A 21,074-nucleotide genomic window follows, 5' to 3' on the forward strand; every position below is an offset into this window, starting at 1 on the left:
ATGGCCATCCTCGTCATTGCTGAACACGACAACGCCACCCTCAAGGGCGCCACGCTCAACACCGTGACCGCTGCAGCCGCCTGCGGTGGCGACATCCACGTGCTGGTGGCCGGCGCAGGGGCCCAAGCGGCGGCGGCCGCCGCGGCCCAAGTGGCCGGCGTGGCCAAGGTGCTGCTGGCCGACGCCCCGACGCTGGCCGACGGCTTGGCAGAAAACCTGGCCGCCCAGGTGCTGGCCCTGGCCCCGGGCTACAGCCACATCCTGTTTGCGGCCACGGCCAGCGGCAAGAACGTGGCCCCGCGCGTGGCCGCCAAGCTCGACGTGGCTCAGCTCTCCGACATCACCCGGGTGTTGAGCGCCGACACCTTCGAGCGCCCGGTGTACGCCGGCAATGCCATCGCCACCGTGCAAAGCGCCGATGCCGTGAAGGTCATCACCGTGCGCACCACGGGCTTTGAGGCCGCCGCCAGCGGTGGCGCTGCGGCCGTGGAAAGCATCGCGGCCGTGGCTGACGCGGGCAAGAGCCGCTTGGTGAGCCGAGCGCTCAGCAAGAGCGACCGCCCCGAACTGACCGCCGCCAAGGTCATCGTCTCCGGTGGTCGCGCCCTGGGCAGCCCCTCGAAGTTTGCTGAGGTGCTGACGCCGCTGGCCGACAAGCTCGGCGCGGCGATTGGCGCCAGCCGTGCGGCGGTCGATGCGGGCTACGCCCCCAACGACCTGCAGGTGGGCCAGACCGGCAAGATCGTGGCGCCGCAGTTGTACGTGGCCTGCGGCATCTCGGGGGCCATTCAGCATTTGGCGGGCATGAAGGACTCCAAGGTGGTCGTGGCGATCAACAAAGACCCGGAGGCGCCCATCTTCAGCGTGGCCGACTACGGGCTGGAGGCCGACCTGTTCACCGCCGTGCCGGCCCTGGTGCAGGCCTTGTGAGCGCACCGGGCAGCGCCGCCAGCAGGGACACTGTTCCCATGACACATTCTTTGATTTCTCCTGAAGCGCTGTGGCAGGCGCCTGCCGGTGCGGCCCTGGTGGCCAGCGCCCACGGTGCTCTCGAAGTCATCGTGGACCGCCCTGAACCCGCCAGTGCCGCGCCCTGCGGCTTGGCGTTGGTGGCCCACCCTCAACCCCTGTTGGGTGGCAGCGCCCGCCACAAGGTGCCCCAGGTGCTGGCACGCGGCCTGGCCGAGGCCGGGTGGCTGGCGCTGCGCCCCAACTTCCGTGGCGTGGGCCGCAGCACCGGCGCCCATGCCGGTGGCGAGGGCGAGGCCGAAGACCTGCTTGCCTTGGCCCAGGCCCTGCGGGCCGCCGGGCCGGGGGCGCCACTGGCGCTGGTGGGCTTCTCGTTTGGCGCGCATGTCACCGCCCGGGTGGCCGCCGCCCTGGCGGCTGGCGGCCAGGCCGCGCAGGCCGTGGTGCTGGCTGGCATGCCCGACGGGGTGGTGCCCGCCGGCCGGGCCTATGACAGCCCCGGCAGCTTTGACGGTGAGCTGGTGCTGCATGGTGCTGCCGACGAGGTGGTGCCCCTGCCCCTTGCCCTGGCCTGGGCCCGCCGCCACGACAAGGCCGTGACCGTGCTGCCCGAGGCGGACCACTTCTTTGCCGGCCAGCTGCCGCTGTTGCGGCGCCTGGTGGTGCGGCATGTGGCCGCCGCCGTGCCGCCTTGACCCCAACCCATGCGGGCGCGCCGCGTCCGGTTTTTCACCCTTGTGCCGCCAGGCCCTGCCCATGACCTTTTCTGCCCCTGAACGGGCCGCCCGCCTGGGCGCCGCCCGCAGCTTGCTGTTTGTGCCCGGCCACCGGCCCGAGCGCTTTGCCAAGGCCGCCGCCAGCGGTGCCGATGCCTTGGTGCTGGACCTGGAGGATGCCGTGGCCCCGGCCGAAAAGCCGGCCGCCCGCGCGGCGGTGCAGGCCGCATGGCCGGGGCTGGCGGCGCTGGGCCTGCCGGTGGTGCTGCGCCTGAACGCCCGGGGCAGCGCCGCCGGGGTGGACGACGCCACTTGGTTGTCTGCCTGGTGTCAAGGCGCCCAGGCGCCGGTGGGCCTGGCGCTGATGGTGGCCAAGGCCGAGACCCCTGCGGACCTGCAGGCGGCCCAGGCGGCGGCCGGCAGCGGTAGGGTGCCCGTGGTCCCGCTGGTGGAAAGTGCAGCCGGCTGGGCCGGCTTGGCGGCCTTGAGCGTTCACCCCGGGGTGCTGCGCCTGGCCCTGGGCCACATCGACTTTCTGGCCGACACAGGCTTGGCCCCCGGCCCGGACGAGCGCGAGCTGGACCCGCTGCGTTTTGCCATGGCCCTGCACACCCGCCTGGCCGGCCTGGCCCCGGCGGTGGATGGCGTGACCACGGCCCTGGATGACGCCCAGGCCCTGACGGCGGACGCGCACCGTGCCCTGCGCTTTGGCTTTGGCGGCAAGTTGTGCATCCACCCCCGGCAGATTGCGCCGCTGCATGCCGCCCTGGCCCCCACCGAGGCCGAGCGGGCCTGGGCCCTGCGTGTGGTGGCCGCCGACCAGGCCGCCGGCGGCGCGGCCGTGCAGCTGGATGGCCGCATGGTGGACCGCCCGGTGGTGCTGCGCGCGCAGCGTCTGCTGGCGCGCTGAGGCCGTGCGAATCAGCCGCCGGGGGCTGGCGACGAGGCCGGTGCCACCGGGCGCCGCATCGTCAGGCTGGTGATGCGGTCATAGCCCGGGTGGGCCGTGCGGGCCACGGTCTCAAAGCCCAGGGCGGCAAAGGTGGCCTGGTTCTCGACCAGCTCCACACGGGTCTGCAGTTCCAGGTGGGGGCGGCCGTGCTGGCGGGCCAGGGTGTCGGCTGCGGCGCACAGGGCGCGGGCCACCCCCTGGCCACGCGCAGCGGCGTCCACCGCCAGCTTGCCCACATAGACCACCTCCGGCCGCAGGTCGGCAAAGGCGCAACCGATCAAGCGGCCTTGGGCGTTGGTGGCCGTCAACAAGGTCTCGTGCCGGGCTTTGTCGGCCAGGGCGGCGGCATCCAGCCGGTGCAGGGAAGAGGGCGGGTCAATGCGCCCCTCCATGTAGGCAAAGCTGGCCTGCAGCAGGGCCAGCAGGCCGGTCCAGTCGGCAAAGTCGGCGGGGGCGGTGTGCAGGGTCAGGGCGCTGGCGCTGGCGCTGGCGCTGGGGTGGGCGAGGGGCGGCATGGGGGGCTCCGGTGGGCCTGGGCTGGGGGGCACAGCAGGTCGGCGATCTGGCCTGTTCAGTCCCCGGTGCGGCGGCGCCACAGGGGCCAGCGGCCCACCAGCAGGGCCAGCAGGATCAGCCCGCAGCCGGCCCACTGCCAGGGGCCGAGCTGCTCGTGCTTCCAGACCAGCACCATCAGCGTGGCCCACACCGGCTCCAGCGACAGGATGAGCGCGGCATGGCTCAGGCTGGTGCGGCCCTGGCCGCGCACCTGCAGGTAAAAGCGCAGCGTGGTGGACAGCAGGGCGCTGGCCAGCAACCAGCCCCAGGCGCTGGCCGGCAGCTGGGCAGGCCAGTCTTCCAGCGCCATGGACAGGCCGGTGCACACCGCGCCAGCCACCGCCATCTGCACCGCGGTCAGGGGCAGCGGGTCTTGGCGGCTGGCGTAGCGGCTGTTGAGCGTGAATTGCAGCGAGCCCAGGGCGGCGGTGGCCAGGAACAGCCCGTCTGAGAGGGACAGCCCGCCGCCGGCATGGCCCATCAGGCAGACCAGGCCCAAGGCCGCCAGGCCCATGCCCCACCAGGTGGCCGGGGCCAGGGGCACGCCCAGCACCCAGCGCCCGGTGAGGGGCGCGAACACCACCCCCAGGGCGCACAAGAAGGCGCCCACGCCCAGGTGCTCGGCATGGGCCAGGCCCAGCACCCAGCTCACCATGGCCAGGGCGAACACGCCGCCGGTGCGCAGGGCGGGGCCGCTGCGCCCTTCGCGCGCCATGGCCAGCAGGGCCGGGCCGCCCCACAGCCCAAGCAGCAGTGCCGCGCCCAGAAAACGCATGCCCATGAACCCCAGAGGCGGCAGCCAGCGCAGCGCCTCGAAGGAGAAGACCCACCCGGCCGCCGCCAGCCAGGACACGAGCAACAGGGTCAGCTCGCCATCGTGGCGGGCCAGCAGGGAAGGGGATCTCACGGGGGGAGGGCCGCCGTGCGCAGGGCCGGGGGAGGACCGGCACGGGGCTGAAGTCAGGGAAAACGCCAGCATAACCGCGCCCCAGGCCCCCTGCGTGGGGTCGGACATGCGCGGCGCGCGCTACAGGTTCTCGGCCGTGGTCAGGTGCAGCGGCAGGATCCACTGGGCGGCGCAGGCGCGCTCGGCCGCGGGCTGGCTCAGGCATGCCATCATGGCCTGGACCACCTGGGCGGCGATCTGGGCGGGCGGGGTGTCCAGCACCACGTCCACCACGCCATCGGCCAGGGCGGTGCGGTGGTCGGCGGTCAGGCCGTTGGCCACCACCACCACATGGCCGCCGGGGTGGCCGGGCGGGCGCTCGGTCCGCAGCGCGCGCAGGGTGCCGGCCATGCCACCGCCGCCGGCGTCGTACAGCCCCACCAGATCGGGGTGGCGCTGCAGCAGGTTCAGCGTCATCTCGTGCGCCACCTGCGGGTCCTCCAGGTTCACCAGCGTGTCCAGCACGGTAAAGCCGGGCGCATGTTCACGCAGGTAGGCCCGAAAACTCATCTCGCAGGCCTCATGCCCCAGGTAGCGGTGGCTGCCCACGGCCACGCACACCGGGCCGGGCCGGCGGGCCAGCCGGCTCACCGCCCAGGCGGCTTGGCGGCCGCAGCGGCGCGGGTCCATGCCCACATAGCCGGCGCGCAGCGGCGCGCTCAGGTCTGAGAGCAGCGCCCACACCGGCTTGCCGGCCTCGTGCAGCTCGGCCACCGCCGCGCTCACATGCGGATGGTCCATGGCCACCACGCCCAGGGCGTCCACCTCCTGGCCCAGGCTGCGCATGCGGGTGGCCACGGCGGCAGGGTCCAGGTCGTCCACATAGTCGATCACGGCCAGGCAAACGTCACGCCCCTGGGCCTGGGCGGCGGCGCTGAGTTGCTGGCCAAAGGCCCGGTAGAAGGCCTCGTGGCAGCGCAGCAGCAGAAAACCCAGGGTCCGGATCTGGCGCTCGCCCCGCTCCTGCAGCCGCGCGCGCATGAGCGAGGCGCCGTGGTAGCCCAGCCGTTCGGCCGCCTCGATCACCCGCAGGGCGGTGCCCTCACGCACCGGCAAGCGGCTGTTGAGCACGCGGTCCACCGTGGCGCTGCCCACGCCCGCGGCCTGCGCCACGTCGGCCAGGGTGGGGCGGCGGCTCACGGCTGGTGCCCTCCGCTGCGGGATTTCCCGTGGTGGCATGCCAGCCATGATGTAAATGATGGATTCATCGCCATGGTGTTTGATCGCCTTTGATGGCAAATGATGGACTTCCATTGTCCATCTTGAACGTGGTTCCTAGCATCCGCTCCCATTCCTTCACCCAGAACGAATCAGGAGACACCCCATGCCCGACCTGTCCCCGCCGCCGCAGCCCCCGCGCGAAAGCCGCGGCGAATACGACCTGCTCACCGGCTGGGGCCCTCAGGCCCAGGCCGCTGGGTTGGTGGGCGCCCGCTGGTACCAAAGCCCCGTGCCGCGCGCGCAGCTCAAGGCCTTGATGCAGCGCCAAGACGGCCCGGCCCTGCGCGACACCGCCCTGTGGCTGGCCCTGGTGGGGGCAGCCGGCGTGGCCATGGCCGCCACCTGGGGCGGCCCGTGGTTCGCCCTGGCCTTCTTGGTCTACGCCACGCTGTTCACCGGCGCGGCCGACTCGCGCTGGCATGAAAGCAGCCACGGCACCGCCTTCAAGACCCGCTGGATGAACGACGCGCTCTACCAGCTGGCCAGCTTCATGGCCCTGCGCCGGCCCACCCGCTGGCGCTGGAGCCACGCCCGCCACCACAGCGACACCCTGGTCACCGGCCGCGACCCCGAGGTCAACGCCGTGCTGCCGCTGCCGCTGGGCACCTTGCTGCTCAACGTCTTTGCCCTGCGCTACGCCCCGGGGGAATACGCCCGCGTGCTGGCCAATGCCCTGGGCCGCATCAGCCCGCAGGAGAAGAGCTACGTGCCCGAGAGCGAATGGCCGCGCATGGTGCGCGAGGCCCGCGCCTGGGTGGCGGTGTATGCGGCCGTGGTGGCCCTGGCGGTGGGGCAAGGCAGTGCGCTGCCGCTGTTCTTCGTGGGCCTGCCCGCCTTTGTGGGGGCCTGGGTGCACACCTTCTTTGGTCTGACCCAGCACGCCGGCCTGCCCGAGAACGTGCTGGACCACCGCCTGAACTGCCGCACGGTGGTGATGAACCCGGTGTTCCGCTTTCTGTACTGGAACATGAACTACCACGTGGAGCACCACATGGTGCCCATGGTGCCGTACCACGCCCTGCCGGCGCTGCATGCCGCCATCCGCGCCGACTGCCCGCCGCCTTACCCCAGCCTGGCCGCCGCCTATGCCGAGATCCTGCCCGCCCTGTGGCGCCAGCGGCAGGACCCGCACTGGGCCGTGCGGCGGCCGCTGCCTGATGCGGCCGGTGTTGCGGCGGCCGCACCCCCCGCACCCCCCGGGGCCACCGTGCTGCCCCATCCCGCCACCCCCTCCCCCTTGACCCCTGGAGCCCAACCATGAGCCGCTGGATCGACGCCTGCGCCCTGGACGACATCGACGACGAGGACGTCCGCCCCTTTGAGCACCAAGGCCACGCCTACGCCCTGTACCGGGTGGACGGCCAGGTCTATGCCACCGACGGCCTGTGCACCCACGAGCGCGTGGCCCTGTGCGACGGCCTGGTGATGGACCACGTCATCGAATGCCCCAAGCACAACGGCCGCTTTGACATCCGCACCGGCCGTGCGCTGGGCGCGCCGGTGTGCGTGAACCTGCGCACCTACCCCGCCAAGGCCGACGGTGGCCGCGTGTTCATCCAGATCCACACGGAGCCCGCATGAACCTGCCGCCCCCCGCCATGGTGATCGTGGGCGGCGGCCATGTGGGTGGCCGCGCCGCCCAGGCCCTGCGTGAAGGCGGCTGGACCGGCCCCATCGTGCGCATCGGGGCCGAGGCCCATCCGCCCTACGAGCGCCCGCCGCTGTCCAAGGGCCTGCTGGCCGGCCAGCAAACCGCCGCCGACTGTGCCCTGCGCCCGCCGGCTGTTGAAGCGGCCGAAGGCATCCAGGCCCTGGAAGCCTGGGCCGAGGGCCTGGACCTGGCCCGGCGCGAGGTGCTGGTGGTGGGCGGCCCGCAACGGGTGCGCCGCCGCATCCGTTTTGCCGGCCTGCTGCTGGCCACCGGCGGCCACCCGCGCCGCCTGGACGTGCCCGGGGCCGACGCCGCCGGCCTGCTGAGCCTGCGCACCTTGGACGACGCCACGGCCTTGGCGCAACGGCTGCGGGCACCGCGCCCGGCCGGCGCCGGGCCGCTGCGCCTGGTGGTGGTGGGCGGTGGTTTCATTGGCCTGGAGGTGGCCGCCACCGCCCGCGCCCTGGGCGCCGAGGTGACGCTGCTCGAAGGCGCCCCGCGCCTGCTGGGCCGCAGCCTGCCGGCGGCCATGGCCGATCAGGTGGCCGCACTGCACCGCCGCCATGGCGTGGACCTGCGCCTGGGCTGCCCGCCGCTGGCCTTTGCCCGCCAGCCTGACGGCCGCACCCGGGTGACGCTGCCTGAAGGCGAGGCCCTGCTGGCTGATGCGGTGGTGGTGGGCATTGGCATCACCCCGGCCACCGAGCTGGCCCAGCAGGCCGGCCTGACCCTGGGACCCGGCGGCGGCATTCAGGTGGATGCCCAGTTGCAGACCAGTGCCCCCGGCATCTACGCCGCCGGCGATGTGGCCGAGTTCCCCAGCCCCTTGAGCGGCGCGCTCATCCGCCAGGAGACCTGGCTGAACGCCGACACCCAGGCCCGTGTGGCGGCGGCCAACCTGCTGGGCCAGGGCCTGCGTTATGAGCAGCCGGCCGGGTTCTGGTCAGACCAGTACGGCCACCAGGTGCAGGTGGCCGGCGAGCCGGCCTTGGGTGTGCGCACCGTGCGCCGCCTGCTGCGCGGTGCTGACCCGCTGGCCGACCCGCTGGGCGCGCAGATCGACTTCCACCTCAATGCCGCCGGCCAGCTGGTGGGCGCCAGCGGCTTTGGCCCCGTGGCCGATTTGGCCAAGGAGTTCAAGCTCGCCCGCCTGTTGGTGGAGCGCCGCCGCCAGCCCCCGCCCGAGGCCCTGGCCGACCCCACCCTCAAGCTCAAGAGCCTGGCATGACGCCCGCCACCCCATCCTCCACGCCCCCAGCCACCCCGGCCACCCCCCGCCCCCTGCCCGTGGGCATCAACCTCGACGGCGTGCTGCGGCACGACGGCCTGCCCACCCCCACCGCCGGCGAGCGCTTGGCCTGGGTTGCCCGCAGCGGCGCCTTTGACTATGTGGAGAAGAACCTCGACCCGCGCGAGGACTTCAGCCCCTATCCCGCGCTGGCCGAGCAGCATGGCCTGCCCCTGGGCGTGATGGGCGGCATCTTCTGCGTGGGGCGTGATGAGGTGTTCATGCGTTGGGGCATCGCCCTGGCCGGTCGTCTGGGCGCGCGCCTGTTCAACATGCAGGTCTTTGCCCGCCATGCCGATGGCCACACCCTGAGCGACGAGGAGCTGATGGCCTTCTACCTGGACGCGCTGGACCACGGCACCCGCGCCGGCTGCCTGCCCAGCCTGGAGGTGCATGTGGACATGTGGAACGAGCGCTTCCGCCGCGTGGCCGCTGTGGGCGAGCGGCTGGCGCAGCGCCACCTGCCCCTGCGCCTGACGCTGGACCACTCGCACCTGATCTTCAAGCTGGGCCAGGCGGCCGAACTGGCCGCCAGCGGCCTGGCCGACGCGCCCGACGGCGGCCACGCCCTGCTGGCGCCCGACGGGGCAGCCACCCTCTACCGCGACTTGCTGCGTGAGGGCTGGGTGGTGCACGCCCACGCCCGCAGCGTGGCCCCCGGCGTGGCGTGCAACCCGGTGCAGCAGCGTGCCCCGGGCGTGCCCGGCCGCGCCATCCAGTACCCCTTCATCGAGCCGCCGCCCGGCAGCTTCCACACCGACTGGCAGGCCCAGCGGCTGGAACCCTGGAAGCAGGCCGTGCGCGACCTGCTGCACTGGATGCGCACCGAGCCCCACCGCGCCCCGCAACAGATCTCCTGCGAGTTCATCCCCTTCCCCGACTACGGCGGCGGCGCCCGCTACGACATCATGGGTCAGAACATCGCCTGCGCCCATTGGCTGCGGCAGCACTGGGCCGCGTTGCATTGAGGCGCGCCGCGCCGCTCGGTGCGGTCGGTCCGGTCAGTCCGGCCCGCCCCGGTGCAAGCCGTCGGCGGCCGGGCCGCCCGGGGGCGGGCAGGGCGATTCGGCGGCGCCGGGGGCGCCGTGGCTCAGCCGCTCCAGGATGCCGCAGTGGGCCACATCGCCATGGGCGGCGGCGCAGGCCTGGCGCAGGGCCAGCAACTGGGCTTCCAGCGCCTGCAGCTCGGCAATGCGCCGCGCCACATGGCCGATGTGCGCGTCCAGCAGGGTGTTGACCTCGGCGCAGTCGGCCTGGGGTTGATCCTTCAGTTGCAGCAGCTGGCGGATCTCGTCCAGGTTCATGCCCAGCGCCCGCCCCCGGCGGACAAAGGCCAGGCGCTCGGCATGCGCCTCACCGTACAGGCGGTAATTGCTGCCGGTGCGCGGCGGCGCGGGCAGCAGGCCCTGGCGCTCGTAGTAGCGGATGGTTTCCACCGGGGTGCCGGTACGCTGGGCCAAATCTCCAATCTTCATGCCCCGATTCTGCGGCCTGGGGGCCGCAGGTCGGGCGTCAGCCCAGGTGGCGGTTCACCAGCGCCTGGAGCTGATCGCGCATGAAGCGGCTGGAATCCGCCGCGCGGTCTTCCCAGGCGAAGACGCAGGCCGAGATCAAGCCGTCAAAGCCCACCTCACCCAGGGTCTTGAACAGGGTCTCGAAGTCCACCTCACCCTGGCCGATGTCCAGGTGCTGGTGCACGCGGACCTGGCTGCTGCCAGGCGGGTTGACGATGTAGCGCAGCTGGCTGCTCTTCTTGTGGTTGAAGGTGTCGGCCACGCGCACATGGGCCAGCAAGTCGCCGGCTTCGCGCACCATCGCGGCCACATCTTCTCCGTAATAGAAGGTGTGCGGGGCGATGAAACTGAGCTTCAGGGCCTGGGAGCCGAGGTTGCGCACGATGTCGCAGGCGGGCTGGTAGGTCTCGATCCAGTCTTCGGGGTGCGGCTCCACGCTCAGCGTGATGCCTTCGCGCTCCAAGATCGGCAGCAACTCGTCCATGGAGCGGAACCAGGCGGCTTCGCAGGCTTCCTTGGTGTTGAGGTTCAAGGCGGTGCCGGCGGTGGCGGCCACGCTGCGCTCGGGCGAGGCACCGCGGCCGAATTCGCTGACCATGAGGCGGCAGTCCATCTCCACCGCCACTTCAATGGCCTTCTTCCAGCAGCGCACGGCCCACTGGCGCTCGTCTTCAAACGGGCTGGCCCAGCGGTACATGGGCTGCAGGCTGGCCAGGCCCACGCCGGCTGAGCGCATGGCGGCCTTGAAGGCGGCCATGCGCGGTGCGGTGGCGCGGGGCATGACCCACCAGTCCAGAAAGTCGCTGCGGGGCGAGAGTTCGATCTGGTCATAGCCCAGCTCGGCCACCGCGCCGGGCAGTTCGCTCAGGCTCAGGTGGCGGATCATGTAGGGATCCAGCGCGATCTGCATGCTCATGGTGCTTGCTCCTCAGTCCAAAGTTCACGGTCTCAAGAAAGCGCAGGGCCGCCCCGAGCTTTCTTGACCCCCTCGGGGGGCCTGACGTCCGAAGGGCGGCAGGTTTGGGGGTCGTCATATCGCACCCACACGCCGCCCTGGTCGGCGGAACGCACGCAGTGCTCCACCCAGCGCACCCCCTGCACGCCGGCGTGCACGTCGGGGTAGCGCAGGCGGGCCAAGCGGGCGGTGTCGCCCCGGTCGGTGGCGTCCATGGCCAGGGCAAAACGGCGGTAGAGATTGCTCCAGGCCTCGAACAGGCCTTCGGGGTGACCGCCGCCAATGCGGTCATCGGCCAGCGCCGCCGGGTGCAGGTAGCCCATGCCGCGCTCCAAGATGCGCACCGGCTCGCCCTGCACCTCCAGGCGCAGCTGGTTGGGCTGCTCGTCCCACCATTCCAGGCTGGCCCGGCTGCCGATCACACGGATCTTCTGCCCGTGCATGGAGCCCGCGTTGACCGCGCTGGACCACACCGTGCCCACCGCGCCGCCGTGGTACTTCATCAGGGTGAAGGCGTTGTCTTCCAGCGGCGCGCGGCTGGCCACAAAACTCTGGCGCGTGCACAGCAGGGATTCAATCTTCAGCTCCGGCAGCATCACCTCAGACAGGTACAGCGGGTGCGTGCCCACGTCGCCCAGCACGTAGCTGGGGCCGGCCATGGCCGGGTCCACCCGCCAGCGGGTGGCGGGGTTGTCGGCCTCGGCCGCCGCGCTGTGAAAGCCGTGGGCAAACTGCATCTGCACGATGCGGATCTCGCCCAGCGCGCCGGCAGCAATCAGCTCACGCGCCTCTTCAATCAGCTGGTGGCCGGCGTAGCCGTAGGTCACGCCCAGCACCTTGCGCTGCTGCTCGCTCAAGGCTTGCAGCTCCAGCGCCTGGGCGGTGGTGAAGCACAGGGGCTTCTCGCACACCACATGCAGGCCGGCCAGCAAGGCGGCCCTGCAGATGGCGTAGTGCGTGCCATTGGGCGTGGCCACCGAGACGGCCTGAATGCCATCGGGACGCTGCGCCTCGGCGGCGAACATCTCGGCATAGGTGGCGTAGCAGCGCTCGGGCGCCAGGCCCAGGCGGGTGCCAAAGGCGCGGCCGGCGGCCGGGTCCAGGTCAAAGGCGCCGGCCTGCAGGGCGAAATGGCCGTCGCGCAGGGCGGCCGAGCGGTGGATGTAGCCAATCTGGCTGCTCTTGCCACCGCCTACCATGCCCCAGCGCAGCGGGGCGGCCAGTTCTTGTTCACCGTTGATCATGTGTCTTGTCTCCGTGGTGTGTGGGGTGGCCGCGTGGAGGGCGGCGCAATGCAATGCGGGGCAAAGGGGTCACGCAAACCCGATGCCGCGCAGGTACTCGCGGCTGGCGCGCACATCGCGCAGGCTGGTGTCGGCGTGGCGCGGGTCGCGTTCTTGCTCCACGGTGATGGCGCCTTGGTAGCCGATGTCCAGCAGCGTCTGGCGGATGGCGGGGTAATCCAGCGCGCCCTGGCCCATGGGGCACATCACCCCCTGGGCACAGGCATCAAAAAAGCGCACCGGCTCGCCCGCCAGGATCCGCGCCAGGCGCTCGGCGTTCACATCCTTGAAGTGCACATAGTCCAGCCGGGCGGCGTGCTCGCGCAGCCAGGCCTGAGGGTTCATGCCGGAATAGAACAGGTGGCCGGTGTCCAGGCACAGGCCGGCCTCGTCGTGCGGCACCTCGGCCACCAGCCGGCGAATCTCGTCGTCAAACTCGATGAAGCCCCCGGCATGCGGGTGGATGACGGCGCGCACGCCGTGGCGGTCGCGCGCCAGCCGGGCCAAGGTGCGGATGTGTTCCACCATGCGGCGCCAGTCGGCTTCAGCCAGTCGCGGCGCCTGGGCACTGCGGCCGGCGGCCAGGTCACGCGCCAGGCTGCCCCAGTCGATCAGCACCAGATAGGGCGCCGGGTGGGCCTTGCCCGCATCGGCCGGCGGGGCGGGCAGCTGCTTGAGCAAGGCGCAGATCTGGTCGGCCTGGGTCCGCAGCTTCTCCAAGTTCTCGGGGCTCACCAGATCGTCAAAGATCGTGCCGGCCACGATGTGCAGGCCACGCTGGCGCAACTCGGCGCCCAGGCGGGTGGGGTCCTGGGGCAGGTAGCCCCAGGGGCCCAGCTCCAGCCCGGCGTAGCCCGCGGCGGCGGCTTCGTCCAGCACCTTGGTCCAGGGGGGCAGGTGGGGGTTGCGCACGTCGTCCACCCCCCAGCAGCAGGGGGCGCTTGTGATGCGTTGGGTCATGGTGTGTGTTGACAGGTCAGAAGGGAGGCCTCACCCCGCAACGCTGCGGAGTGGCTGGCCGCCATGCTAAAAATGAAAAATGGCTTTCATGTCATGGCTCACTTGAAACCTGTCATAAGCTGTCAAACCGCCATGAAGGGTTGACAGGCTCGGGCCCGGGTTCTCCCGCGCGCTGCCGTGGTGCCCGGTGGCACCCATGCCCCGTTGGCCCCAGCCATCGCTGCCGATCACTCACCCTCCACCCCTGCCCGCCATGTGCCCCGATTTGCCGATGGATCCCCTCGACACCGCGTCGGTTGACGCCGCCGCCGAACTGGCTGAACCGGCTGACGGCGCCCCCACCCGCCGCCGCCTGGGCCGCGCCACACTGGAAGACATTGCCCAGGCCGCCGGCGTGAGCCTGTCCACCGTGGACCGCCTGCTCAATGCCCGCGCCCCGGTGCGAGGTGACACGGCCGAGCGGGTGCGCGCTGCGGCCGAGCGCCTGGGTTTTCGCGCCAGCGGGGTGATTGCCCAGCGGGTGAACCAGCAGCGGCCGCGCCGGCGTTTGGGCTTTTTGCTGCAGCGCCCGGCCTCGGGCTTCTACCGGGCCCTGGGCCGGGCCCTGACCGACGCCGTGGAGCAGGCCCCCGACATCCGCGGCCAAGCCCACATCGCCTACCTGGACGACCTCTCGGCCGAGGCCGTGGCCGAGCGCATGCTGGCCTTGGGCGCCGAGGTGGACGCCCTGGCCGTGGTGGCGGCCGACCACCCCCGGGTGCACGCCGCCATGGCCAGCCTGCAGGCGCGCGGCGTGCCGGTGTTTGCGCTGGTTTCTGAGCTGAGCAGCCCGCTGTGCGCCGGCTTTGTGGGGCCCGATTCACGCAAGGTGGGCCGCAGCGCCGCGTGGTTCATCGCCGGCCTGGCGCGCACCCCGGGGCCGGTGGCCATTTTTGTGGGCACGCACCGGTTTCAGTGCCAAGAGCTCAGTGAAATGAGCTTTCGCTCCTACATGCGCGAGCACGCCCCCGGCTTTGAGGTGCTGGAGCCGGTGATGACGCTGGACAGCCCCACGATGGCCGAAGAAGCCATGCGATCCCTGCTGCTGCGCCACCCCGACCTGCGCGGTTTTTATGTGGACGGCGGCGGCATTGAAGGCGTGCTGCGCGCCTTGCCCGCCGCCCGCGCCGAGGGCCTGCTGGCCGAGCAGACCGAACCGCTCATTGGCGTGGCCCACGACCTCACCCCCGACACCCTGGCCGGCCTGCAGACCGGGGCCCTGCACGCCGTGCTCTCTATGCCCCGCCCCCAACTGGCCCAGGGCCTGGTGCGCGGCATGGTGGACGCCCTGGCCAGCGCCGAATCGGCCACCGGCCCCAGCCACCGCCCGCTGCGGCTCATCTTGCCGCTGGAGACGTGGACGCCCGAGAGCGTGTGAGCGCATGACAGCACTCAGGCCTACACCCCCGCGCGACGCCAGACCGGCGGACCCCTGGCAGCCCTATCGCCGCCTGCAGCGCCGCGCCATGGCCGGCCTGCTGCTGGGCCTCCCACTCACCATTGCCGGCATGGCGGGGCTCAAGGCCGTGGGCGCCTTGGCGGTGTTGCCCCTAGCGCCCGCCGTTCAGTTGCTGCTGGCCGTGTTGCTGTGGGCCCTGGGCTGGGGTCGCAGCGTTTGGCGTCTGCTGCATTGGCCCTGCCCCCGCTGCGGCCGTGCCTGGCTGGCCCCGCAAAGCCCCCAGTTCCACGCCGGCTGCTTGTCACCGCGTTGCTGCGGGCACTGCGGGCTGGCGCTGTGGGCGGTAGCGGGGCCGGAAGTCCCGAGAGGCGCAGTACATTTGCAGCACAAGACCAAATGGGGTGCTCGGCCATGAAGCAACTGAAGGACGAGACTTTGTCGATCCGTACGTCAGCGAACATCAAACTTTTGCTGAAGCGCGCTGCGGTGAAAGAACACCGTTCTGTCGCTTCCATGGTTGAGGTGCTCGTATTGGCCTACGCGAAACAGCACGGCCTGGAGGAAGCGCAGAGCGCGGAGGACAACACAGGGGAGCGACAAGAACATCATGGAATTGATTGACAACATCACCCGGTTGCTGGGTGACGACCTCAAAGCGACGCTGAAGCCCAAGTCGCGGCTGAAGATCGCCGCTTCGTGCTTCTCGATGTACGCCTTCGAGGCCTTGAAGGCCGAGTTGGAGAAGATCGACGACCTCAGCTTCATCTTCACCTCGCCCACCTTCACGGCCAGCGAGGTCACCGACAAGATTCGCAAAGAGCGCAAGGAATTCCACATTCCCAAGCTCGACCGCGAGCGCAGCCTGTACGGCAGCGAGTTCGAGATTCAGCTGCGCAACAAGCTGACCCAGCGTGCCATCGCCAAAGAATGCGCCGACTGGATGCGCAGCAAGGCCCGGTTCAAGAGCAACCGCACCAAGGCACCCATGCAGCCTTTTGCCGTGGTCCAGGCCAATGGCGCAGACACCGCCTACATGCCGCTCCACGGCTTCACGGCGGTGGACCTCGGCTACCAGCAAGGCAACGCCGTGTCCAACCTCGTCAACAAGATGGACGAGCCCGCCTTTGCTGCCACCTACCTCAGCCTGTTCGACCAGATTTGGAACGATCCCGAGAAGCTGGAGGATGTGACGGCGCAGATTTGCGAACACATCGCCTCGGTGTACCAGGAGAACTCGCCGGAGAGCATCTACTTCCTGATGCTCTACAACATCTTCAACGAGTTCCTGGACGAGATCGATGAGGACGTGTTGCCCAATGAGCGTCTCGGGCATCAAGACACGCTGGTTTGGCGCAAGCTCTTCAACTACCAGCGCGATGCGGCCAACGGCATCATCAACAAGCTGGAGACGTACGGGGGCTGCATCCTGGCCGACAGTGTGGGCCTGGGTAAGACCTTCACTGCGCTGGCGGTCGTCAAGTACTACGAGTTGCGCAACAAGTCTGTCTTGGTGCTGTGCCCCAAGAAGCTGGCGGGCAATTGGCTGACCTACAACAGTCCGCTCAAGACGAACATCTTTGCAGCCGACCGCTTCAACTACCGCGTTCTGTGCCACACAGACCTGGGCCGGACGCGAGGGGAGTCTTTCGGCCTGCCCCTGAAGAACGTGGAGTGGGGACGGTTTGACCTTGTGGTCATCGACGAGTCCCACAACTTCCGCAACAACGACGCCTACAAGGACAAGGAGACGCGCTATCAGAAGCTGATGAACAAGGTCATCAAGGAGGGCGTGAAGACCAAGGTGCTGATGTTGTCAGCCACCCCAGTCAACAACCGCTTTGCCGACTTGCGCAATCAGCTGGCGCTGGCCTACGAGGGTGACTCTGAAATCCTCAGCAAGAAGCTCAAAGCGGGCAAGAGCGTCGAAGAAATCTTCCGTGGCGCGCAGACCGCGTTCAACAACTGGGCCAAGCTGCCACCCGAGGAGCGCACCGCACGCGCCATCCTTGACTCCCTGGACTTTGACTTCTTCGAGTTGCTGGACAGCGTAACCATTGCACGTTCGCGCAAGCACATCCAGACCTTCTACGACACCAAGGACATCGGCCAATTCCCCGAGCGCCGCAAACCTTTGACCTACCACTGCCCGCTGACGGCTCGCACGGACGTGATGGGCTTCAACGACATCTTTGCCCAGCTTTCTTTGCTGAAGCTGGCGGTGTACGCACCGATCAGCTACATCCTGCCCAGCCGGCTCAAGAAGTACGAAGAGGCCTATGACACCAATGTGGGTGTCAAAGGCACCCTCAAGCAAGCCGACCGCGAGAAGAGCCTCCAGGCCCTGATGACCGTCAACTTGCTCAAGCGGCTGGAAAGCTCGGTCGAATCATTCCGGCTGACTTTGAACGCCTTGCGTCGCAATCACCAAGGCACGCTGGCGAAGATCGCCGCCTTCAACCAGTCAGGCGCGTCGGCCAGCGTGGGGGACCTGACCGAGGTTCTGGCCAACCTCGAAGGCGAAGACGACGAACTGCCGATCCTCGACGACGACACCGGCGACGCATCGGGCCACATCGGTGGCAAGGTCAAGATCAGCCTCGGCGACATGGACCTGCCCTCATGGGAGCACGACCTGAAGGGCGACCTCGAACTCATCGACACCCTGCTGGCCTCGATGAACAAGATCACGCCCGAGGACGACGCCAAGCTCCGACACCTCAAAGCGCACCTGCTGGAAAAGATCGCCCACCCGATCAACCCCGGCAACAAGAAGGTGCTGATCTTCACCGCCTTTGCGGACACGGCGGACTACCTCTATGCCAACCTCGCCCCCGCGCTGCAAGAAGCCCATGGTTTGCATACCGCCAAGGTGACGGGCAAGGGCGCGCCAAAGTCCACGCTGAAAAAGGGCTACGACTTCCAGGAGCTGCTGACGCTGTTCTCCCCGCGCTCCAAGGAGAAGGCCGTGGTGCTGCCCGGCGAGCCCGCCGAGGTCGATTTGCTGATCGGTACGGACTGCATCTCTGAAGGCCAGAACCTTCAAGACTGCGACTACCTCATCAACTACGACATCCACTGGAACCCCGTCCGCATCATCCAGCGGTTTGGCCGCGTGGACCGTATTGGTTCGCCCAACACCAGCATCCAGCTGGTCAACTACTGGCCCGACATCACCCTCGACGAGTACATCAACCTCAAGGACCGGGTGGAGAGCCGCATGATGATTGCGGACGTGACGGCCACGGGCGACGACAACGTGCTGTCCGCTCAAGCCAACGACGTGTCGTACCGCAAGGAGCAGCTGCGCCGCCTGCAAGAAGAAGTCATTGAGCTGGAAGACCTGAAGACCGGCGTGTCCATCACCGACCTCGGCCTCAACGACTTCCGCATGGACTTGCTCAACTACGTCAAAGCGCATGGCGAGCTGCGCAACGTGCCCAACGGCATGCACGCCGTGGTGCCCGCCAAGCCCGCCATGGGCCTGCGCCCCGGCGTCATCTTCACGCTGCGCAACCGCAACCCGGGCATCAGCGGCAGCCAGCACAACCCCAGCCACAACCGCCTTCACCCGTATTACCTCGTCTACATCGACCGGGCCGGCCATGTGGTGCACGACCACACCGAGGTGAAGCGCCTGCTGGACTTGGCTCGCACCTGCTGCAAGGGCCAAGACAAGCCGATCCCGAACGCAACCCAGCTCTTCAATGAAGAGACGGCCGAAGGGCGACAGATGCAGGTCTACTCCGACCTGCTGGGCAAGGCCATCCGCTCCATGATCGAGGTGAAGGAAGAGAAGGACTTGGACAGCCTGTTCACCGGCGGCAAGACCACGGCACTGACCCACACCATCTCTGGCTTGGACGACTTCGAGCTCATCACCTTTCTGGTGATCCAGGAGGCGGCGTGAGTTCATTGCCTGGCGCCTTGTTCGCCTACCCCAAGCAAGCGGAGTTTGGCCGCGTCCTGCCCAAGAACAAGATTTATGAGCACAGCGGCGCCAACACCCGCTTAAAAGATTTGTTCGTGGAGCAGGTGGAGCAGATCGTCTGGCGCTACAAGCTGGCACCCGAGACGATCAACCTGGCCGCAAAGCCGGGTGTGCCGGAGATTCAGGTCTTCGCCATCCAGCTGAAGACCCCCGAGTTGCACCACGACGTGCTCCTTTGCATCGACGGCGCAGTGCAGTTTCCCATCATCTTTGAAGTCACGCAGGGCCAAGGAGCCGAGGCCAAGACACAAGTGGTCGCTGCGTACAAGCGGCCCACCGAAGCCGATGCGATCAAATGGGTTTGCTCCGAGTACTTCGAGTCAGGATGGATGCCCGCCACCGCCGAGCGTGTGCCGCTGCCTCTCGCCCTCGACCTTGCTGGACTCTATGAGCAGTTGCTGCACCGACTTGTGCCGATAGCCCCGAGAACTCAAGAGCCTTTGTGTGACTTGATCGCGCGGACAGAGGCAGCGATGACGAAGGCCAAAGAGGTTGCAAAGACCGAGGCAAGTCTGGCCAAAGAGAAGCAATTCAATCGCAAGGTGGAGATCAATTCCATCCTGCGCCAACTTAAAGCTGAACTTGAACAACTGAGCCGCTGAAGCAGCGCGAACACAGCGATCAGAGGAAAGAATATGAAAAAACTAAATATGCACTCGCCTAATCTGACTCAAGAGAACATCAGCCGCTTGCGCCAAATGTTTCCCGGTTGCGTGACGGAGGGTAGGAGCGAAGGTGGGTATATCCAACTTTCGGTGGATTTCGACCAACTCCGGCAAGAACTCTCGGAGTCGATTGTTGAAGGGCCACAAGAGCGATATCACCTCAATTGGCCGGGAAAGCGTGAGGCGCTGCTTGCGTCCAACGCGCCTATTGCAAAGACGCTACGACCCTACCGAAATGAGAGCGTGGACTTCGATGGAACCAAAAACCTATTCATCGAGGGTGACAATCTCGATGCGCTAAAGCTACTGCAAGAGACGTATCTCGGCAAGGTCAAGCTGATCTACATGGATCCGCCGTATAACCGCAAGAAAGGTAACAACTTAGTCTATCGGGATGACTTTATTGGGAATACGTTTGAGTATTTGACTCTAAGCAATCAGACAGATGAGCAAGGCAACCGACTCGTCGCCAATACCGAGTCAAATGGTCGTTTTCACTCCGACTGGCTGGGGATGATGTATCAACGGCTGCGTGTAGCGCGAAATCTCATGGCCCCCGCTGGAGTCATTGCGATCTCAATTGACGATGCAGAATCCGCCAATGTATTGCATCTGTGTTACGAGGTCTTTGGCGAAACCAACTATCTCGGAACACTGATCTGGAAAAACGCCACTGACAACAACCCGAGCAATATCGCTGTCGAGCACGAAAGTATTCACGTCTTCGCAAGAAGCAAGACAGACTTGGAGGGGGTCTGGAAGAGTTCTGTCTCAGACGTCAAGGAAGTTCTCATCAAGGTTGGCAATGAACTCATTGCCAAGTACCCAAATGATGCCGAACAACTGCAGGCCGCATACACCGACTGGTTTCGGGAAAATAAAGATCAGCTTGGACCCTTGGCGGATTACAAGTTCATTGACGGGTCAGGTGTTTATGCAGGCAGCCGCAGCGTCCACAACCCTGGCAAGGAAGGATATCGGTATGACGTGATGCATCCGATAACCAAGAAGCCATGCAAACAGCCGCTCATGGGATATCGTTTTCCTGAGACGACCATGAAGCGCCTTCTCAATGAGAAGAAGATTTTGTTTGGAGATGATGAAAGCAAGTTGATTGAATTGAAGGTGTATGCCTTCGAGTTCGAGGACAAGATGTCAAGCGTTTTCGACCTTGACGGGAGATCTGGTGCATACGACCTGAAGACGCTTTTCCCGGAAGGGAAGAAGGTCTTCTCGAATCCCAAGCCAGTTCTTTTGATGGAGCGTCTTGTATCGTTTATGACGCAGCCGAAAGATATCTGCCTCGATCTTTTTGCAGGCTCTTCCACTTTGGCGCATGCAACGATGGAAATAAGTCGACGCGACGGCAGTAATCGCCGATTCATAAGCGTGCAATTCCCAGAGGAAATCGGACAAGACAGCAAGGATGCAAAAGAGGCATTCCAGTTTTGCACGCAAGTCGGACTGAAACCGCACATTTCGGAGATATCGAAGGAACGCATCCGGCGGGCAGGCGCGGCAATTCTCAAGAAAGAGGCTGTGCAGACTTGGAATCGCGACATTGGTTTTCGTGTCCTCAAGATTGACACGTCGAACATGGCCGACATCTACTACGCGCCCGATGCGTTGGAGAAGCCTAACCTCGACATGTTTGTCGACAACATCAAGCCCGACCGCACGCCCGAAGACCTGCTGTTCCAAGTGATGCTCGATTGGGGTGTCGACCTTGCGCTGCCCATCGCCAAGCAGGCCATTCAAGGCAAGGACGTGTTCCTGGTGGACGGCAATGCACTTGCCGCCTGCTTCGACGGCCACGGCGGCGTCGATGAGGCCTTCGTGAAAGAGCTGGCCAAGGTGCAGCCGCTGCGCGTGGTGTTCCGCGATGCGGGCTTCAAAGACAGCTCGGTCAAGATCAACGTGGAGCAAATATTCAAGCTGCTGTCGCCGGCCACCGAAGTGAAGTGCATTTGAGG

At 67.5% G+C, this 21,074-nt stretch carries 18 protein-coding genes and 1 pseudogene; 12 read left to right on the forward strand and 7 right to left on the reverse strand.

What is annotated here, in order from left to right; translation table 11 throughout:
- The 3 genes from G3A44_RS12680 (at window position 1) to G3A44_RS12690 (ending at window position 2,595) form a co-directional block, all read left to right on the forward strand.
- Window positions 1–930, forward strand: a complete 930-nt coding sequence (locus tag G3A44_RS12680; protein ID WP_163457896.1) for an electron transfer flavoprotein subunit alpha/FixB family protein — start codon at window positions 1–3, stop codon at window positions 928–930.
- A 38-nt stretch (window positions 931–968) separates the two neighbouring features.
- On the forward strand, window positions 969–1,664 hold the full coding sequence (locus tag G3A44_RS12685; RefSeq protein ID WP_163457897.1) for an alpha/beta hydrolase: 696 nt from the start codon (window positions 969–971) through the stop codon (window positions 1,662–1,664).
- Between the two features lie 61 nt (window positions 1,665–1,725).
- Window positions 1,726–2,595: an HpcH/HpaI aldolase/citrate lyase family protein gene (locus G3A44_RS12690; protein ID WP_163457898.1), complete on the forward strand. Its 870-nt coding sequence runs from the start codon at window positions 1,726–1,728 to the stop codon at window positions 2,593–2,595.
- An 11-nt stretch (window positions 2,596–2,606) separates the two neighbouring features.
- Here the strand turns inward: G3A44_RS12690 and G3A44_RS12695 are convergent, their stop codons facing one another.
- From G3A44_RS12695 to G3A44_RS12705, 3 genes are all read right to left on the reverse strand, one after another.
- On the reverse strand, window positions 2,607–3,152 hold the full coding sequence (locus tag G3A44_RS12695; protein WP_163457899.1) for a GNAT family N-acetyltransferase: 546 nt from the start codon (window positions 3,150–3,152) through the stop codon (window positions 2,607–2,609).
- Window positions 3,153–3,208: 56 nt separating this feature from the next.
- A complete protein-coding gene (locus tag G3A44_RS24095) occupies window positions 3,209–4,099 on the reverse strand; it encodes a DMT family transporter (RefSeq protein ID WP_163457900.1) in 891 nt (296 codons plus the stop codon).
- 120 nt (window positions 4,100–4,219) lie between these two features.
- Entirely contained in the window at window positions 4,220–5,278 is a 1,059-nt protein-coding gene (locus G3A44_RS12705) for a LacI family DNA-binding transcriptional regulator (protein ID WP_163457901.1), read from the reverse strand.
- Between the two features lie 184 nt (window positions 5,279–5,462).
- Between G3A44_RS12705 and G3A44_RS12710 the strand changes: the two genes are divergently transcribed.
- The 4 genes from G3A44_RS12710 to G3A44_RS12725 are packed head-to-tail and all read left to right on the forward strand — an operon-like array spanning window position 5,463 to window position 9,266.
- Window positions 5,463–6,620: a fatty acid desaturase gene (locus G3A44_RS12710; protein WP_163457902.1), complete on the forward strand. Its 1,158-nt coding sequence runs from the start codon at window positions 5,463–5,465 to the stop codon at window positions 6,618–6,620.
- Window positions 6,617–6,940, forward strand: coding sequence for a MocE family 2Fe-2S type ferredoxin (locus G3A44_RS12715; protein ID WP_163457903.1), 324 nt, complete (start codon window positions 6,617–6,619; stop codon window positions 6,938–6,940). Before G3A44_RS12710 ends, G3A44_RS12715 begins: the two co-directional genes overlap by 4 nt.
- The gene (locus tag G3A44_RS12720; RefSeq protein ID WP_239061854.1) at window positions 6,937–8,238 is read left to right on the forward strand and encodes an NAD(P)/FAD-dependent oxidoreductase; all 1,302 of its coding nucleotides are present in this window, start codon (window positions 6,937–6,939) and stop codon (window positions 8,236–8,238) included. Before G3A44_RS12715 ends, G3A44_RS12720 begins: the two co-directional genes overlap by 4 nt.
- A complete protein-coding gene (locus tag G3A44_RS12725; RefSeq protein ID WP_163457904.1) occupies window positions 8,235–9,266 on the forward strand; it encodes a xylose isomerase in 1,032 nt (343 codons plus the stop codon). The genes G3A44_RS12720 and G3A44_RS12725 overlap by 4 nt, the downstream gene beginning before the upstream one ends.
- Window positions 9,267–9,299: 33 nt before the next feature.
- On the opposite strand, the gene cadR is transcribed toward G3A44_RS12725, so the two are convergent.
- From cadR to G3A44_RS12745, 4 genes and pseudogenes are all read right to left on the reverse strand, one after another.
- The gene (gene cadR / locus G3A44_RS12730) at window positions 9,300–9,773 is read right to left on the reverse strand and encodes a Cd(II)/Pb(II)-responsive transcriptional regulator (protein ID WP_163457905.1); all 474 of its coding nucleotides are present in this window, start codon (window positions 9,771–9,773) and stop codon (window positions 9,300–9,302) included.
- 37 nt (window positions 9,774–9,810) lie between these two features.
- Entirely contained in the window at window positions 9,811–10,722 is a 912-nt protein-coding gene (locus G3A44_RS12735; protein WP_163457971.1) for a sugar phosphate isomerase/epimerase family protein, read from the reverse strand.
- Window positions 10,723–10,844: 122 nt separating this feature from the next.
- Window positions 10,845–12,011: pseudogene (locus tag G3A44_RS12740) on the reverse strand (Gfo/Idh/MocA family protein); the annotation flags it as partial.
- A gap of 69 nt (window positions 12,012–12,080) precedes the next feature.
- Entirely contained in the window at window positions 12,081–13,010 is a 930-nt protein-coding gene (locus tag G3A44_RS12745; protein WP_163457907.1) for a sugar phosphate isomerase/epimerase family protein, read from the reverse strand.
- 271 nt (window positions 13,011–13,281) lie between these two features.
- Here G3A44_RS12745 and G3A44_RS12750 point away from each other — a divergent pair, with 271 nt between their 5' ends.
- The 5 genes from G3A44_RS12750 to G3A44_RS12770 all read left to right on the forward strand — a co-directional run bounded on the left by G3A44_RS12750 (window position 13,282) and on the right by G3A44_RS12770 (window position 21,072).
- Window positions 13,282–14,427 (forward strand): LacI family DNA-binding transcriptional regulator, encoded by a 1,146-nt coding sequence (locus G3A44_RS12750; protein WP_163457908.1) that lies wholly within the window; start codon window positions 13,282–13,284, stop codon window positions 14,425–14,427.
- A gap of 432 nt (window positions 14,428–14,859) precedes the next feature.
- Entirely contained in the window at window positions 14,860–15,069 is a 210-nt protein-coding gene (locus G3A44_RS12755; protein ID WP_163457909.1) for a hypothetical protein, read from the forward strand.
- The gene (locus G3A44_RS12760; protein ID WP_163457910.1) at window positions 15,056–18,355 is read left to right on the forward strand and encodes a helicase-related protein; all 3,300 of its coding nucleotides are present in this window, start codon (window positions 15,056–15,058) and stop codon (window positions 18,353–18,355) included. The genes G3A44_RS12755 and G3A44_RS12760 overlap by 14 nt, the downstream gene beginning before the upstream one ends.
- The gene (locus G3A44_RS12765) at window positions 18,352–19,038 is read left to right on the forward strand and encodes a DUF4391 domain-containing protein (protein ID WP_163457911.1); all 687 of its coding nucleotides are present in this window, start codon (window positions 18,352–18,354) and stop codon (window positions 19,036–19,038) included. The genes G3A44_RS12760 and G3A44_RS12765 overlap by 4 nt, the downstream gene beginning before the upstream one ends.
- Before the next feature lie 33 nt (window positions 19,039–19,071).
- On the forward strand, window positions 19,072–21,072 hold the full coding sequence (locus tag G3A44_RS12770) for a site-specific DNA-methyltransferase (protein WP_163457912.1): 2,001 nt from the start codon (window positions 19,072–19,074) through the stop codon (window positions 21,070–21,072).
- Window positions 21,073–21,074: the final 2 nt, after the last annotated feature.

The sequence above is a fragment of the Ideonella livida genome, assembly GCF_010499455.1.
GTDB lineage: Bacteria > Pseudomonadota > Gammaproteobacteria > Burkholderiales > Burkholderiaceae_C > Ideonella > Ideonella livida.